The following is a 16,229-nucleotide window of genomic DNA, read 5'->3' on the forward strand; positions in this document are numbered from 1 at the left end:
TGCTCGGATTATATACTTTAGGTGCAACGGGAAGTCCGTTTATTCTTATCTGTTCTATAAAGATATCGCCAATTTGTTACTTGGTATATTGTTTGTCCTACAAGGTATCTGATACATTACTTTGTACATTTATATTTAAGTATTCTGATTGTTGTAGAAATATTTTTTCTCATAAAATTCCCTATAATTTTAATTTATATTTCAAGAATACACTTCTTTTATTTTTTAGAATAATTGAATTTGTTTTTATGTGGTTATAATTTAATTCTAATACAAATTAAGCTGAAACGGAAATATTATGGCTTATCGTATTTTGCTGTTTTATAAATTAAGTTTACAGCGAAAATTTTTATTATTGTATATAACCGATAACCGGTGATAAACCGAAGTCGGCCTATAGTATGCGTATTGACTACAGTCAAGGTACATAACGGCAAAGTATATTGTCAGAGCGATTGTATTGAAATCTTTTTTGCAAAATTTATTTAAGTCAAGTGTGAACATATTATTTTTTATATTAAATATTTATGAAATATTGAGGTGTTATATATTTCCGATGAGGATGCTGTAAAGACGGAAAGAAAAAGTATGAGGACTGAGTTTTTAGTAAAGGAAAATTGCGTTTGGTAAATAATTTCAAGTAAGATTGATCAATTAAATGTAAAAGGCTCTTGAAAAAGGATCTTTATTTTTATAAAGTTAAAGACATGGAAAATAAAATTTACGAAAAAGAAAATGACAACAATGAAGGCACAAAATTTCGCAAGTATGACGGAATAATGAGAAAAATCGTCATGCTTCTTTTGTGTGCGTGGACAGTATTTCAATTGTACTTTTCGACTGTAGGAACGATAAGTGCGATAAATATGCGTGCAATACATTGCATATTTCTTTTGGTTTTTACATTTATACTGTTTCCGGCAAGTAAAAAAGAAAATATAAAGCGATATAAACCGCCGATTTCGGATATAATTTTTGCAATACTTTCTTCGTTTACATTCGGATACCTTATTTGCAATTACACTTTTATAACGCAAAGCGGAGGGCGTGTAAGTACACCGGATATTATAATTGCAGGTATCGCCATACTTTTGGTACTTGAGAGTGCAAGACGTGTTGCAAAAAACTTGTTGCCGCTGGCACTTGTATTTCTTGCATACAGTTATTTAGGTGAGTATATAACGGGATTTTTGGGACATAACGGATTTACGTTAAAACGTATACTCATCACACAATTTTGGGGAACTGAAGGAATATTGGGGATAGGCAGCGGAGTATTTTCAACGTATATATTTATATTTGTAATTTTCGGTGCATTTTTGAAGTACGGCGGCTTTTCGGATTTTATAAATGAAATAGCTCTTGCAATGGTCGGACATACTACAGGAGGACCGGCGAAGGTTGCAGTTATCGCATCGGCACTTATGGGAATGATGAACGGATCTGCGGTGGCAAATGTCGCAACAACGGGTACGATTACCATACCGATGATGAAAAAGACAGGGTATAAAAAAGAATTTGCGGCGGCGGTAGAGGCGGTGGCATCTACGGGAGGGCAATTTTGTCCGCCGGTAATGGGTGCCGTAGGATTTGTTATGGCGGAGTTTTTACATACAGGTTATATACAAATAATGATAGCTGCGACTGTTCCGGCATTGCTTTATTACATAAGTCTTATATTTGCGGTACATTTTGAAGCGAAACGTATGGGACTTTCAGGAATAAAAAAAGAAAATATTCCGGATACTCTTAAAATAATAAAAAGAAAATGGTATCTTGTACTTCCGTTTATCTCGCTTATAGGATTGATGGTAAGCGGATATACACCTGTATATGCGGCACTTGTATCAATACTTGTTACGATAGTTACGTCTTATATCGGAAAAGATACGAAAATGACAGTCGGGAAAATAATACAAGCGGTAACCGAAGGTGCTTCAAATGCAATAAGCGTAGGAATATGTTGCATAGTAATAGGAATAATAATAGGAAGCGTAACACTTACCGGATTGGGACTGAATATGGGATATTTCATATTGTCTTCGGTAAATTCCGAGAACATATATATAACGGGAATATTTGTAATGATAATGTCGACAATTTTAGGAATGGGAGTACCGGGGGTAGCAGCATATGTAATTGTACAAACGGTAGCCGTACCCGTACTTATAAAATCCGGTATAACACCGGTATCCGCACATATGTTTTGCCTTATATATGCGTGTCTTTCAAATATTACACCGCCGGTAGCGATAAGCAGTTATATAGCATCCGGAATAGCAAATTCGGATCAAACGAAAACGGCATTGATTTCAGTAAAACTCGGATTGATAGGATTTATAATACCGTTTTTCTTTCTTGCAAATCCGCAACTTCTTATAAGCGATATAAGCACACATACAATAATTGCGATATTTACCGCAATAATCGGAACTGTACTTTTTACATCATCAATAGAAGGATACATGCTTTGCAGCATGAAAATATATGAACGTGCAATACTTTTCATTTCTGCGATGATGCTTTTGGATTCTTCGACAACAACCGATATAATCGGAATAATTATGTTTGTACCGATAATAATGAAACAATATTTCAATGCGAAAAATGCGGAGAAAAAAATATGAAAAAAACAAAAATTTTTATGATTGCAATAACAGTAATTATTGTAATTATTGCAAGTTTCAAAGCATTCGGAGATATGAAAAACACAACACCGGACGGAAAAATAAAAATCAGAATGCCTACTGCTACATCATCGGGGACATTGTATGCAACGGGAGCTGCAATAACTCATATGTGGAACGAAAAAATACCGACAATAAAAGCATCGGTACAATCATCGGCGGGCGGAATTGAAAATCTGAATATGGTAAATGACGGTGAAGCGCAAGTATCAATTGCAATAAGCAGCAATTGCTACCAATCATTTCATGGAACCGACATATTTAAGGGACATGCAAATCCTCACCTCAGAGTTATAGCAGGATTATACTTGAATCCGAATCAGGTAATTGCAACGGACAAATCAGAAATAAACAAAATAGAAGATATAAAAGGAAAACACTTTGCAATAGCGAGCGCAGGCTCAAGCGTATACAACGAAGTAAAAACTCACCTTGAAACCGCAAATATAAAAGTACCCGATGACATACAAGCCGAATACATAGGATTCGGAGAAGCGGCGGCAATGCTTCAAAACAAAACGATAGACGGAGCATGGATAATGGCGGGAGTACCTTCATCATCGGTAATGCAGACATTGTCATCGAATTCTCACCTTGTAAACTTGTCGGACGATTTCATAAAACAAATGCAAAAAAAATATCCTTGGTACGTAGCTTACACCATACCGAAAGGGACATATCCGGCTCAAAAAACGGATATACAAACAACTGCGGTAAAAATGGTAATGTTCTGCAACGAAGACCTTCCCGATGAAGTAGTGTACGAACTTACAAAAGCATTCTGGGAAAACGTGGAAGAGCTGTCAAAAACACAAAAAAGTCTGAAAAACTTGACACCCCAAGAAGCGGTAAAAAATATAGCGGACCTTCCGATACACAACGGAGCTATGAAGTACTACAAAGAAATAAATGCAATATAAAAGCATATCACTTATGTGCCGACCTACCAATCGTTAGATTTCGGTCCGACTTTTTTGGGTCGGCACACTTAGATATGCTTATTTTTTTTGAAGTTTACCGTCAAGAAATTCCGGAACGTTTTTATTGGAGCGTAAATCTTCGAGTTCTTTTTCAGTCGGATAAGAAGGACGGTCACGTTCAATATTTACCATACATAAAAATCCCAGCAATGTACCTCTGTCTGCTCTGAATTGATGCCATTGCCATGAATTTATTGTAAGAATGTCGCCTTCTTCCACTTCATGTACTTCATTTTCCAAAAGTACATGTCCTTTACCTTTGTAAATCATTACGAAATGGCTGTGCTCGTGATGCTCGAGTGAAGAGTATCCGCATTCTTCCACTTGAAAGTAGCGAAATTGCACAGGTAAATCAAAAGCACCGTCAAAGAGTACTTGCCTTGTAACATCTTTGAAAATATCGGGATTTTCTTTATAAATATGAGTAGGTGTATCTTCCCATGTGTTTTTATTTTTCTTGAATTTTTTAAACATTAAATCACCTCGAATATATTTTAACATGAAAAGAATTTTAAAATATGTAAATAAAAGTGTAATTATGAATAAACTTTAGTTTTTAGCTTGCTTCGTGTGTGATATAATACTTTCTAGAAGTAAAAGATTTTTTAGAAAAGGGGAATACTATGTCAGAGATAGAAAAGCGTATTGCAGATGTGCGAAAGCGTATGGAAGATGCAAAGAAACGTTCTCCGTACAAACAAGATGTAACGCTTGTTGCAGTAACAAAGTTTCATTCTCTTGCCGAGATGGAAGAAGCAATTGATTGCGGGATAACATATGTAGGTGAAAACAGAGTTCAAGAAATGGAACAAAAGTACAGATTACTTCAAAAACCCGTACATTGGAATTTGCAGGGACATTTGCAAAAAAATAAAGTAAAGAAAGTTATTGCGATGGATTGCCTTATACATTCGGGAGATTCATTGTCTATTTTAAAGGAAATAAATAAACGTGCGGCTGCTATAGGTAAAGTGCAGGATGTTCTTCTGGAATTCAATATTTCCGGTGAAGAAACGAAGCATGGGCTTAAACCCGAGGAATTCGAAGAAGCCGTTCAACTTGCAAAAGAATTGCCGAATATTTGTGTAAGAGGTTTGATGTGCATGGCACCTGAAGAGGGTGAAGATGTAATTCGTCCGGTGTTTAAAAAGGGTCATGAACTGTGGGAAAAGTTGAAAGAATATTTCCCGAAAGAACAGATTTCAATTTTGTCGATGGGTATGTCCGGAGACTTTGAAATAGCAATTGAAGAAGGATCTAATATGGTTAGGGTAGGTACTGCGATTTTCGGTGCCAGAGACTACACAGGAGGAGTTAATTTATGAGTTTCTTAGATAAGTTGAAAGACCAGTTCGTTGATCGTGATGAGGATTATGAGGAAGAATATGAGGATGAAGAAGAGGAAATTTCCGTACCTTCGCAACCGGCACGCAGCAGTGCGGCTGTAGCTCGTGGAGTTTCCGTAAGACAGACAAAACCGTATACCATGGTTGTCGTAAATCCTCAAAGTTATGAAGATGCCGAAAAAATCGGAGATCATTTGAAAGAATCTCGTCCGGTAGTTATGAATATGGAAAAGACCGATGATGAGCAGGCAAGAAGAATTGTAGATTTCGTACAGGGCATAATGTATGCTCTTGACGGCAGAATAGATCATATTTCTGAAAATATTTATCTTTGCGCGCCGAACAATATGAGTGTATCTCGTGAGAGTTTTGCCGACATAGGTAACAATACCGAAGGTGTGGCAGTACCTCAGTGGGAAGCCGGAAGTCGTTAATGTCATTTATTCGTAAATTGATAAATTGGATAAAATCCCAATTTATCGAAGATGAAGTAAATGATTATGAAGAAGAGCAATCCGTACAGGCAGGCGCGCTGCCTGTACGCACAGCTCGACCGCTTGAAGCGGTAATTATCAAACCCGAAAAGTATTCTGACGCAAAGAAAGTTACAAATGAATTGCAGAATGACAAAGTTGTGATAGTTATTTTACAAGATAATATTTTACACGAAGATGCAAGTAAATTTGTCGATTTCATGAGCGGGGCGGTATATTTCGGAAAAGGTACCGTCGAATACTTTGAAGATCGTGTACTTATATGTGCACCGTCATGTGTACGCATGCAAACAGACGAATTACATAGATATTCGGATATTCCGGTATGGAAAGGAGTAGATGAATGAACGTAATTATAGTCGGATGCGGAGCAATGGGAGGTGCGGTTCTTTCAGGATGTCTTGAAAAAGGTATATGGAAGAGACGCGAAGTAAAAATCTTATCCAAAAATGAAAAATCATCAAAAGAAAAAGCGGAAAAATATGGCGTTTTTTACATTAAAGATGAAAAAGAAATTGAAGAAGCGGACGTTGTATTGATAGCGGTAAAGCCGCATATCGTGCCGTCCGTTTTGGATAAAATATCGAAGTATGGCCCCAAGCATGTAATTTCACTTGCAGCTGCGGTGACGCTTTCGGATCTTTCAAAAAAACTTCCGAAAGAAACCGAAGTGGTACGAGTTATGCCGAATACTCCGGCATCGGTAGGTGCAGGTTTGACGGCAATAACATGCAAAGACAATGTAAGTGAAAAATTTCTTGAAGAAACGGAAAAAATATTCAATGCACTCGGTGAAACGGTTGTAGTTACCGAAAAAGAACTGGATGCATTGGGAGCATTGTCCGGATCCGGTCCCGGTTATGCATTCGTAATAATGGATGCACTTTCGGACGCCGGAGTTGAAATCGGACTTTCAAGAAAACTTGCCACAAAAGCCGCCGCACTCACATTATACGGTGCAGGCAAAATGGCACTTGAAACGAAAAAACACCCCGGAGAATTGAGAGATGAAGTGACAAGTCCCGGCGGAACGACAATCGCCGGAATACATGCCATGGAAAAAGCCGGAATAAGAACTGCGTTGAAAGACGGAGTTTTAGCGGCATTTCAAAAAACAAAAGAAATGAGCAAAAAATGAAAGAAAGAGAAAAAATAATAAACTTTTTCTCCTCATCGGGAGATGAAGCGAAAGAAATGGCAATAAGGCTTGTCGATCTTGCCGAATCCGTAGAACGGGGACGACCGTTTACAGTAAGTTCATTCATGTCGCCCCTTTCCATACAGATAGGGCAAACAATTGCCGCACACATGAAAACCGTCACAAGCTCATACAACGGCGGATATCATGAAGCGGAACGTGTAAAAGTCGCATTTCAGTCAAATGATTACGGAGGCAAAGTAAATTATGAAATAAGTTTGCTTTCCGTAACATGGGATGACCGTTTCAGACTTATAGGACACAGAGATGTATTGGGAAGTCTTATGGGACTGGGAATTGAAAGAGAAGTGCTTGGAGATATACTCATGCAAGGCGCACAAGCGCAAATACTTGTAGACGGTAAAATGTCGGAGTACATAAAAAGCAATTTCACAAAAGTTGCAATGGTACCGGTACAAGTAGAAGAAATTCCGCTTGAAGAATTGAAGGTACCGGAGCAAAAAGCGAAAGAAATACGTGCGATGGTAGCATCAATGCGACTTGATGCGGTGGGTGCCGCAGGATTCGGACTGTCAAGGACCAAAATGGTACAAATGATAGACGGAGACAGAGTACAAGTAAACTGGCAATCCGCAAAAAGCGTATCTCAGACAGTAAAAGTCAAAGATATAATAAGCATACGCGGAAAAGGACGCATTGAAATTGAAGAAATAACCGGAAAAAGCCGAAAAGGCAGAACCGGACTTTTAATAAATCGTTTCAAATAAGATTTAGGAGGAACAGCATGATTACACCGATGGATATACATAATAAAACATTTTCACGTCAACTTAGAGGTTACTCACAAGAAGAAGTAAACGCATTTTTGGAAGAATTGGCAAGTGACTATGAAAAAATATATCGCGAGCATCGTGAAGCGGAAGAAGAAATGGACACCATAAGAACAAAATTACGTAATTATGAAAAAATGGAAGCAACGATGTCCTCCACTTTGGTAATGGCACAAGAAACTGCCGAAAACGTAAAAAGAGCTGCGGAAAAAGAAGCGGAACTTTGCATACGTGAAGCAAAAGCAAAAGCAAGTAAAATAGTAGCGGATGCGGAAAGCGCACGCCGAGAAATAAATGCAAATCTGATCAAGACGGAAGGCGATTTGAACCTTTACATAGAAAAAATACTTTCAAACTTCAAATCCGCATTCTCACTTGTCGAAGCATGCAAATCGACACCGGCACCGAAAATAATCGAAGAACCGGAAAACGCACCGCATGAAGATGATTTATATGCGGAAGAACTTTCGTCAAAAGCGGAAGAAACTGAAGAAATTGAAGAAACGACAGAAAATAAAGAAGAAAACGTTGAAGCGGACGCTCAGGAAAAAACGGAAGAAAGCAATGAATGAAAAAAATTGGATAACGGAGTATGTCGATAAAAATCTCGGATTTACTCTGAAAATAAAAGAAATGCTCCTTGACGAGCAAACACCGTACCAACACATACAAGTTGCGGAAACCGAAAGATACGGACGAATTCTTATACTTGACGGAGTATTTCAAACATCGGTAAAAGAAGAATGGACATACCACGAAATGATAACGAACATACCGATGATGGCACATCCTAATCCCGAACGAGTACTCATAATCGGAGGAGGAGACGGAGGCGCCGCCAGAGAAATATTAAGACATGAAACCGTAAAACAATTGGATATATGTGAAATCGACAAAAGAGTTGTAGAAATATCTCAAGAATATTTTCCGACAATATCAAAAGAAATAAACGAAAAAAACGGAAAACTGAAAATGCACATAGGTGACGGGATTGCATTTGTAAAAGAAATAGAAAATTTTTACGATTTGATAATAATAGACTGCTCCGATCCCATAGGACCGGGAGAAGGACTTTTTACAAGAAACTTTTACAAAGACGCAAAAAAAGCACTTCGTAAAAACGGAATTATAGTACAACAGACCGAATCTCCGATAGTACAACAAAAAACCGTACACGAAGTATACAAAGCGATGACAGACGTATTTACAAATGTAAATGTATTTTTGGCATATGTACCGATATATCCGGAATGTCTGCACTCATTCATGGCGGCATCGGACGATATTGACATAAGAAATGCAAAAATAACAAGAAAACATCCTACACCTATGAAGTACTACAACGAAGAAATACAAAAAAGCGCCTTTGTATTGCCCGAATTTATAAAAGAAGCCATATATAAAGGGAAATATACATTTTAAATTGAAAAAGGAGGAACGACATGGAATGCATAAATAAAATTATTACGGAAGTGCTGAAATTTTTATGTCGATACCTCAACCTATGCGCAATACCGTGGTTGTGGGGAATATCTCACGTAACAATCGGACACGAAGACCATGTACTTGAAATAGGATGCGGAAACGGCAAAAGAATTAAAAATCTCATACAAAAAGCACCGTCCGGACAAGTATTCGGACTGGATAAATCCGAAGAAAAAATAGAAGAAGCGAAAAAACTCAACAAAAAAGACATAGAAGAAGAAAACTGTGCATTCGTAGCCGGAGATCCCGAGCACCTTCCTTTCGAACGCAACTATTTCCACTTGGTAACTGCATACAACTCATTGTACAAATGGGAAAATCCGGAAGAAGTATTTAAAGACATATTGAGAGTATTAAGGCCCGGATCTGTATTTTTACTCGTAGACAAAATGTCGAACTGTCCGATTTGTGAATACATAACAGGAATTTGCAAAACGGAATGTGAAAAAACATACACACTGGATGCGGTAAAAAGTATGCTCGAAAAAACAGGATTTGTAGAAATTGAAACGGATACAAAATTCGGTAAAACTGCAATAGCCGCACGCAAACCGGAAAGACTTGCGGAAAGATACGACAATTATGAAAGATTTGCACAAACCAAGAAATATTTCAATCGTATTTTAAGCACGCTTCTTTGCATCGGAATTATGGCGGTAATTATAAAGTTGATAAAGAGAAAATAACAAAGCTTCTCCGTAAGGAGAGGCTTTTTAAATTTATGTTATAATTAAAGGAGGCTTTTATAAAATGAAAAACATTCAAAAAATTATAACAGCACTTATAACGGTTGTATTTGCAATTGTATTACCGATTGGAATAAATGCAAACGACTCTTTCATTGCAGGCGAAGGACTTGAACCGCTGGAAAAAGTACAAAAAGATTTTATATATGAAAATAGAGAAATACAAGGACAAACGATAGCGGTACCGATTAGCAAAAACAAATGCATACTGTATCGAGTAAGAGTAAACCTTGCAATAGAAGGAAAAATAAATGAATTTGTAGAAGAGCTCAAACAAAGAAATGCAGAAAGAGAAACGAGCGGATGGATGCAATGGCAAATCGGGCAAAGGAAAGTTGAAAACGAAAATACCGGAGACAGTTTGGTTTTAATAAAAACCTATTATGTAAAAGGCGGAGTACATCCCGTATCGTTCATACAAGGAATGACATTCGACAAAAAGGGGAATGAAATACCGTTTAAAGAACAAAAATCCATAGAAAAGTTATTGAAAAACGATATAGACAAATGGGTAAAAACGACGGCAAAAAAAGAAGGACATCAACTATTTGAAGATACAAATGTAGAAGAACTTCCGCAAAATTATTACATAGGTAGAAACGGAAAAACATATGTATTATTTCAAGAATACGACATTGCACCCTACTCGGAAGGATGGATAGCGCTTCCGGTTGAAAATTGAAAGTGAGGAAAATTTATGAAAAAGACACTATCTATATTACTGGCATTGGGATTGGTTGCAGGAACATACATTACAGCACATGCACAAGACGATCGCAGAAGCATAACCGTAACCGGAACAAGTGAAATCAGCGTACCGTCAGACTTGGCGATAATGAGAATAAGTGTAACGACACAATCAAAATCTGCAGACGAAGCAGTAAAAGAAAATGCAATAAAAATGAATGCGGTAAAAGCCGCACTCCAAAAAGAAGGATTTTCAAAAGAATCTTTGAAAACGGACAACTACAGACTTTACAAAGCAAATAAATACGATGAAAAAGACAAAGACGAAATGGAAACGTATGAAGCGGTACATACAATAAAAGTAAAAACAGAAGATTTGCAAAAAACAGGCATGATAATTGATGCTGCGACAAATGCAGGTGCGACCGACATAGATTCACTCTCATTCACATTGAAAGACAGCAAAAAATACCAAAGTCAAGCACTTGCAAATGCAATACTCGATGCAAAAAGCAAAGCTGAAACAATAGCGAAAACACTTCATAAAAAAATAATAAACATCATATCCGTAAGTGAAGGAAGCGTGGATATAAATCCATATAATTTCAGAAGTAAAATGTTGGCAGCCGACATGGGATCAACATCAATAGAAAGCGGAGAAACGCATGTAAGCGGGGAAATAACCGTAGTATTCGAAATAGGATAAAAAGAAAAGCCGGAGGCTTATCTGAATTTACAGATATCCTCCGGTTTTAATTTCGGAACAAAATAATTTCCGTCTTTATCCACATAATACTTAAGCGAGTTGTCCTTTACATCCACAACGGTAGACGTATGAGAAGGATAACCCAATGCGAGAGTAAGAAAAGGAGTCAAATCATCGGGAATTTCAAGAATTTCTTTTAATTTCACGAAATTCACATTACCGATAACGCAACTTCCCACACCGTGCACATACGCATTGAGAGCTAAATTGCGTACTGCGATACCCGCATCTGTTTCTGCAGGATAATTACCTTGCTTGCAAACAACGATGAGAAGCGTAGGAGTTTCACCCTCTTTAGGAGTGCCGATTTCCTTAGGTAAAGAAGCGGCCCAATGAAGACAGGGGAAAACCTTTCTCAAAACGTCATCGGAAGAAATTACATAATAACGCAACTTCTGTGCATTTCTGCTGCAACTTACCAATGAAACATTTCTCATCAATTCATCAATTACAGACTTGGGAACGGGAACTTGCTTAAAACGTCTGTAAGATCTGCAATGCAAACAAAGACTTGAAAAATCCATTATTTAAACTCCGCAATAACTTCAATCTCGCAAACTGCACCGCCCGGCAAAGCGGTAACACCGATGCAACTTCTTGCCGGTTTACTTATGAAATGCTTTGCATAAACGGCGTTGAACTTTTTGAACTCACCCATATCGGTCAAGAAACAAGTTGTTTTTACAACATCACTCATGGAAAGACCCGCCTCTTTCAAAACGGCCTTGATGTTGGCACAAATTTGTTCAGCCTGTTCATCAACGGAATTGCCGGCAAGTTTTCCGGTAGAAGGAATAAAACCTATTTGACCGGAAATAAAGAGAAGATTGCCGGTCTTAATTGCCTGAGAATATGGACCGATAGCCGCCGGCGCATTTTCAGAATAAATAATTTTCATAAAAAATACCTCCTTGTCAACTACAGTATACAACAAAAAAATAAAAACGTCAGTCAAAAAGCTTGTAATTTCATATCCATATAATTTAATATATATACAAAGGAGGGGGATAAAACGACATGGAAGATTTTCAATTTTATACACCCGTAAAAGTATACTTCGGACAAGACTCACACGAGAAACTTGCTTCAATATGCAAAAACAAAAAAGTGATGCTCGTGTACGGACAAAAAGCGATAAAAGAAAACGGAGTATATGAAGAAATAACAAGAATACTTAACGAAAATGATATTTCCTATACAGACTTCGGAGGCAACAAACTTCCTTTATACAAAAAAATACTTGAAGCGGTAGAAATATGTAAAAAAGAAAAAATAAATTGCATCATCGGAATCGGCGGATGCACCTGTATGGACATGGCAAAAATAATATCGTTCGTATGTATGAATGAAGACCATGAAGACTATATATTTGCAAAAAAAGACCCCGTAGGCAAAAAACACCTCGAAACAATACTCATACCGACATACGCATCGGGCGGAAGTGAGATAGACGCCGTATCGGAAGTGGACGACTTGGAAAAGCATCGTCACGGTTCACTCTACGGAATATACGCCGACTATGCAATACTGAATCCCGAATTTACATACTCTGTAAGCAAAAAACTCACTGTAAACGGAGCATTGGTCAGCTTTATACAAATGGCGATAAGCTATATCAAAAATGAAAATCCGGTAGGAAAAGTAATCGGACGAGCATTGATGAAAATGCTTCTGCAAGACATCGACAATATTGCAAACAGACTTACAAACTACGAACTTCGTGCAGAATTTATGTGGCTGTCATCAATGTCGACAGTAGGATTTCTGTCGGCAGGTATGGGCGGATCATACGCATGGAGCATATACTCGTTTGAAACCATAGCGGAAGCACTCTATGGAATAGATTATCGTACATCCATGGTAATATTCTTTCCGGCATGGCTTAAAGTTGCAGTAAAGAAATTTCCCGAAGAAATAAAAGCGTTCGTAGTGGAAATATTCGACATAGACGGAAGATTTCTCCCCGAAAAAGCGGTAGAAAAAGCGTGCAAAAAATGGTACAAACTTTTAGAAGAAGCACAACTTCCCACATCCTACGACCAAATAGGAAAAAGACCGGAAGAAAAAGATTTGAAATTTGAAATAAAAAGATACCTTGAAAAACCTTTCACCGAAGAAGAAGTATATGAAATGATGAAATTGTCCTTCAAAGGTAATTGAAAACAAAAAAATAAACAAATGGAAAAATCGGAGCAATCACTCCGATTTTTTCAATTTCTTATTTAAATCTATAGTAAATAAATTAAATCGTATATGAATTAATTTAAATTATAAATGACGGTTTTTGAAAAGGTATACATTGTACTAATATTGAAGTAAGTTACTGTAAAAATTGTAAAGATTTAAAAGAGATTTATCGTATCGACAAAAAGAAATCGCAAGAAATATGTCATAAGTCAAAACGTAATAAACAATATGTGTTTTATGGACTTTAAAACAATCGGAGTTCTAAATCAATGAAAGAATACATTAATTATTACAGTAACGGAAAAAATTCAAAAGAAAAAACGGATGCCCTGTAACTTATAGGTCGGCATCCGTTTTATAAAATTAAATTATGTCCGGTTTTCGGTTTTAAATTATTTTTGTTTTTCCGTTGTCAAATTATTTACTACACGAACAATCCATTGTTCTCCGCCGGTGAAGTGGCTGTTGTATTTTCTTGTTTCAAATTCCAGTTTCGTTTTCAAATTTTCTACGAGAATTTCAGTTTTTTTCAATTTTTGCAACAAAGTTGCATTTCTCAGTTCTTCATTGCAGAGCGGGCAATTGTAATTTTTTACGTATTTCATGTTCAATCTGGATTTACAATTTTTACATGTCAGAAATTCCGCTTTGAATTTTTCTTTTATTTCTTTTTTATAATTTTCAAGCAGAATTTTTTTCTTTTCGAGTTTTTCCGAAAGTGTAATTATTTTCGGTGAGGGTTCTATACCGATTTTATACTTTACCGCATATGTGTGAGGAATTTCCGTAAGGTATTGCATTGCTTGAAATTTTGTGTTGAATATTTTTTCTTTGAAAAACAATCCTTTTAAAATTTTATTTATTTCTCTTTTCTTCAGGCCTTCGTCAAGATAGAGTTTTATTATATAGTCTTTTATTTCCTGTGTTCGCATTGTGAGTGCAAATTCAAGGTAAAACTCCTTTTTTGAAAGCAGTGAAGGTTCATTTTTTTCGGTTTCCTTTGTAATTTTTTGTGCAGTTTTTTTGTTCGTTTTGTTTTCCGTTTGTGTATTTTTTGTAAAGTCGAAAAGTGATAATTCTTCCATATATGCTCCGGTAGGTAAAATAGATCAGAATTGATTATCCTTTTTTGTATGTGTAATTTTTTGCAAATTCCATGAAATTTTGTATTATGAATTCTTTTACGATTTTTGCCGGTTCAGAAAGTTCTTTTCCTTCTGTCCATGACAGATTAAGATATCTTTCGCATTTCGGCGATTCGATTTGGAGTAATTTTATTTGTGTTCCTCTAAGTCCATGCCATGTGATTTCCGGTACGAGGGATATACCCAGACCTGCACGTATAAATTCGGTTACCGCAGTTATACTGTCGCTTTCCAGTATTGTTTGCGGTACGAATCCGGCTTTTTGACAGAAGTGCTCCGTTATCGTTTCACCCGTTTTTGAAGGTTCGAGTGATATAAATCCCGAGTTTTTGTAATCTTCGAGTTTGCATGATGTTTTTCTTGTATTTTCATCTGTTTCCGCAAGTGCAAGAATTATATTCTCTTTCAAAAGAGGCACGATATTTTTTCCTTTCGGCGGTGTAAAACTTGTCGTAAGGAATAAATCTGCCGCTTTTGCTGAAGTTTTCGAGAGCTGGTTTGTTTTTTGCTGGATTTCAAAATGTATTTCCGGATGATGACGATGGAATGTGGTTAAAAATGCAGGAAATGTAATCGAATTTGACGATATTGATATTTTTACCGTCATTTTTTGTTTTTCTTTTATTCTTGCAATTTCTTTTTTTGCCGCATCGAGTTCTTCCATTATATGATTTGTGTGAAGCAGCAGTATTTCACCGTAGTGCGTGAGTACAATGTTTCTTCCACGTCTTTCAAACAGCGGTACGCCAAGTTCGATTTCCATAACTTTTACGATATGGCTCAGTGACGGTTGTGATATGTGTAAAATTTCCGCAGCTCTTGTAATGTGTTGCAGTTCTGCAATTTTTTGGAAATATCTGAGACCTAAAAGAGTAAGTTTCATAGGCATCTCCTTGTAGGAACAATAAAAATTTGTAAATAATGGTACTCTTGATTAATTGTATAACATGTAGGTAATATCATCTTTATTTGAGTCAATATTTTATATTAAAATATTGATAGATTTATAAATTATAAATACGTTAACGCAAAAATTGAATATTTGGTATGAAATACAATTATTAAGAGATAATTTTTATCATACATTTTAATTATACACTATTTTAGATAAATAAAAAAATTTTACATATTTAAGAGTTATATATTTTTATGAGTTCATTAAGTGTATAATGTTTATCGAGGGGGGATTTGTGTGCGTGCTACTTCGTTGGTTTTTCCTATATATGCCGACGGTAAGGTTTTATTGGGACGTAAAAAACGCGGAATGGGTTTCGGCAAGTGGAACGGTTTCGGCGGTAAAATAGAAGACGGTGAAACGATGCGTGAGTGTGCGGTTCGTGAGTTGTATGAGGAGTGCGGTATTTCGGCAGCGGTTGAAGATTTGGAGTTTGTTGCGGATATTTATTTCGATCAACCGTCCGACAGAAGTTGGTCGCATCCCGGAGCGATTTATTTTTTAAGAAAGTGGAAGGGAACTTTTACGTCTTCGGATGAAATGGAACCGAGAGTGTTTTCACTTGAGGATTTTCCTTATGATGAAATGTGGCAGGCGGATAAAATTTGGTTGCCGATGATTTTTTCGGGGAGAACCGTAAAAGGTTTGATTACTTTTGATTTTGACGGAAGTACCGTTCTTTCGTATTCTTTTGAAGATGCGATATTGTCCGATAGCGACAAGAAATATGATTGTAAATAAAAAAACATCGCTTTTTGCGAT

19 protein-coding genes are annotated in these 16,229 nt (G+C 36.7%); 14 read left to right on the plus strand and 5 right to left on the minus strand.

Going from position 1 to position 16,229, the window contains the following annotated elements; all coding sequences use genetic code 11:
* Positions 1–707: 707 nt before the first annotated feature.
* Together P6922_RS04715 and P6922_RS04720 are read left to right on the plus strand one after the other, a co-directional pair.
* Entirely contained in the window at positions 708–2,627 is a 1,920-nt protein-coding gene (locus P6922_RS04715) for a TRAP transporter permease (protein WP_276874770.1), read from the plus strand.
* Positions 2,624–3,607, plus strand: coding sequence for a TAXI family TRAP transporter solute-binding subunit (locus P6922_RS04720; RefSeq protein WP_276874772.1), 984 nt, complete (start codon positions 2,624–2,626; stop codon positions 3,605–3,607). Before P6922_RS04715 ends, P6922_RS04720 begins: the two co-directional genes overlap by 4 nt.
* Positions 3,608–3,685: 78 nt before the next feature.
* Here the strand turns inward: P6922_RS04720 and P6922_RS04725 are convergent, their stop codons facing one another.
* Positions 3,686–4,141, minus strand: coding sequence for a cupin domain-containing protein (locus P6922_RS04725; RefSeq protein ID WP_276874775.1), 456 nt, complete (start codon positions 4,139–4,141; stop codon positions 3,686–3,688).
* Positions 4,142–4,290: 149 nt separating this feature from the next.
* On the opposite strand from P6922_RS04725, the gene P6922_RS04730 reads away from it, so the two are divergent.
* The 10 genes from P6922_RS04730 (at position 4,291) to P6922_RS04775 (ending at position 11,120) form a co-directional block, all read left to right on the plus strand.
* Complete coding sequence (locus P6922_RS04730) at positions 4,291–4,992, plus strand: YggS family pyridoxal phosphate-dependent enzyme (protein ID WP_276874776.1); 702 nt, start codon at positions 4,291–4,293, stop codon at positions 4,990–4,992.
* Positions 4,989–5,447: a cell division protein SepF gene (locus P6922_RS04735; RefSeq protein ID WP_276874778.1), complete on the plus strand. Its 459-nt coding sequence runs from the start codon at positions 4,989–4,991 to the stop codon at positions 5,445–5,447. Before P6922_RS04730 ends, P6922_RS04735 begins: the two co-directional genes overlap by 4 nt.
* A complete protein-coding gene (sepF, locus tag P6922_RS04740) occupies positions 5,447–5,854 on the plus strand; it encodes a cell division protein SepF (RefSeq protein WP_276874780.1) in 408 nt (135 codons plus the stop codon). The genes P6922_RS04735 and sepF overlap by 1 nt, the downstream gene beginning before the upstream one ends.
* Positions 5,851–6,645: a pyrroline-5-carboxylate reductase gene (gene proC, locus P6922_RS04745; protein WP_007555832.1), complete on the plus strand. Its 795-nt coding sequence runs from the start codon at positions 5,851–5,853 to the stop codon at positions 6,643–6,645. The genes sepF and proC overlap by 4 nt, the downstream gene beginning before the upstream one ends.
* On the plus strand, positions 6,642–7,433 hold the full coding sequence (locus tag P6922_RS04750; protein ID WP_007555831.1) for a YlmH family RNA-binding protein: 792 nt from the start codon (positions 6,642–6,644) through the stop codon (positions 7,431–7,433). Before proC ends, P6922_RS04750 begins: the two co-directional genes overlap by 4 nt.
* A 17-nt stretch (positions 7,434–7,450) precedes the next feature.
* The gene (locus P6922_RS04755) at positions 7,451–8,068 is read left to right on the plus strand and encodes a DivIVA domain-containing protein (protein ID WP_276874782.1); all 618 of its coding nucleotides are present in this window, start codon (positions 7,451–7,453) and stop codon (positions 8,066–8,068) included.
* Entirely contained in the window at positions 8,061–8,918 is an 858-nt protein-coding gene (gene speE, locus P6922_RS04760) for a polyamine aminopropyltransferase (protein ID WP_276874785.1), read from the plus strand. The genes P6922_RS04755 and speE overlap by 8 nt, the downstream gene beginning before the upstream one ends.
* 20 nt (positions 8,919–8,938) lie before the next feature.
* On the plus strand, positions 8,939–9,667 hold the full coding sequence (locus tag P6922_RS04765) for a class I SAM-dependent methyltransferase (RefSeq protein WP_276874787.1): 729 nt from the start codon (positions 8,939–8,941) through the stop codon (positions 9,665–9,667).
* 64 nt (positions 9,668–9,731) lie between these two features.
* Positions 9,732–10,409 (plus strand): RsiV family protein, encoded by a 678-nt coding sequence (locus P6922_RS04770; protein ID WP_276874790.1) that lies wholly within the window; start codon positions 9,732–9,734, stop codon positions 10,407–10,409.
* 15 nt (positions 10,410–10,424) lie between these two features.
* Entirely contained in the window at positions 10,425–11,120 is a 696-nt protein-coding gene (locus P6922_RS04775; RefSeq protein WP_276874793.1) for an SIMPL domain-containing protein, read from the plus strand.
* A 17-nt stretch (positions 11,121–11,137) separates the two neighbouring features.
* Here the strand turns inward: P6922_RS04775 and P6922_RS04780 are convergent, their stop codons facing one another.
* Positions 11,138–11,704, minus strand: coding sequence for a nitroreductase family protein (locus tag P6922_RS04780; RefSeq protein WP_276874796.1), 567 nt, complete (start codon positions 11,702–11,704; stop codon positions 11,138–11,140).
* Positions 11,704–12,078, minus strand: a complete 375-nt coding sequence (locus P6922_RS04785) for a RidA family protein (RefSeq protein ID WP_007553672.1) — start codon at positions 12,076–12,078, stop codon at positions 11,704–11,706. The genes P6922_RS04780 and P6922_RS04785 overlap by 1 nt, the downstream gene beginning before the upstream one ends.
* A gap of 119 nt (positions 12,079–12,197) precedes the next feature.
* Between P6922_RS04785 and P6922_RS04790 the strand changes: the two genes are divergently transcribed.
* Positions 12,198–13,340: an iron-containing alcohol dehydrogenase gene (locus tag P6922_RS04790; RefSeq protein WP_276874799.1), complete on the plus strand. Its 1,143-nt coding sequence runs from the start codon at positions 12,198–12,200 to the stop codon at positions 13,338–13,340.
* A 419-nt stretch (positions 13,341–13,759) separates the two neighbouring features.
* Here P6922_RS04790 and P6922_RS04795 read toward each other — a convergent pair whose 3' ends face one another.
* Positions 13,760–14,452 (minus strand): hypothetical protein, encoded by a 693-nt coding sequence (locus tag P6922_RS04795; RefSeq protein WP_276874801.1) that lies wholly within the window; start codon positions 14,450–14,452, stop codon positions 13,760–13,762.
* A 34-nt stretch (positions 14,453–14,486) separates the two neighbouring features.
* The gene (locus P6922_RS04800; protein WP_276874804.1) at positions 14,487–15,395 is read right to left on the minus strand and encodes a LysR family transcriptional regulator; all 909 of its coding nucleotides are present in this window, start codon (positions 15,393–15,395) and stop codon (positions 14,487–14,489) included.
* 309 nt (positions 15,396–15,704) lie between these two features.
* Between P6922_RS04800 and P6922_RS04805 the strand changes: the two genes are divergently transcribed.
* Positions 15,705–16,208: an 8-oxo-dGTP diphosphatase gene (locus tag P6922_RS04805; RefSeq protein ID WP_276874806.1), complete on the plus strand. Its 504-nt coding sequence runs from the start codon at positions 15,705–15,707 to the stop codon at positions 16,206–16,208.
* Positions 16,209–16,229: the final 21 nt, after the last annotated feature.

This window comes from Dialister micraerophilus (genome assembly GCF_947090205.1).
Taxonomy (GTDB): Bacteria; Bacillota; Negativicutes; order Veillonellales; family Dialisteraceae; genus Dialister; species Dialister micraerophilus.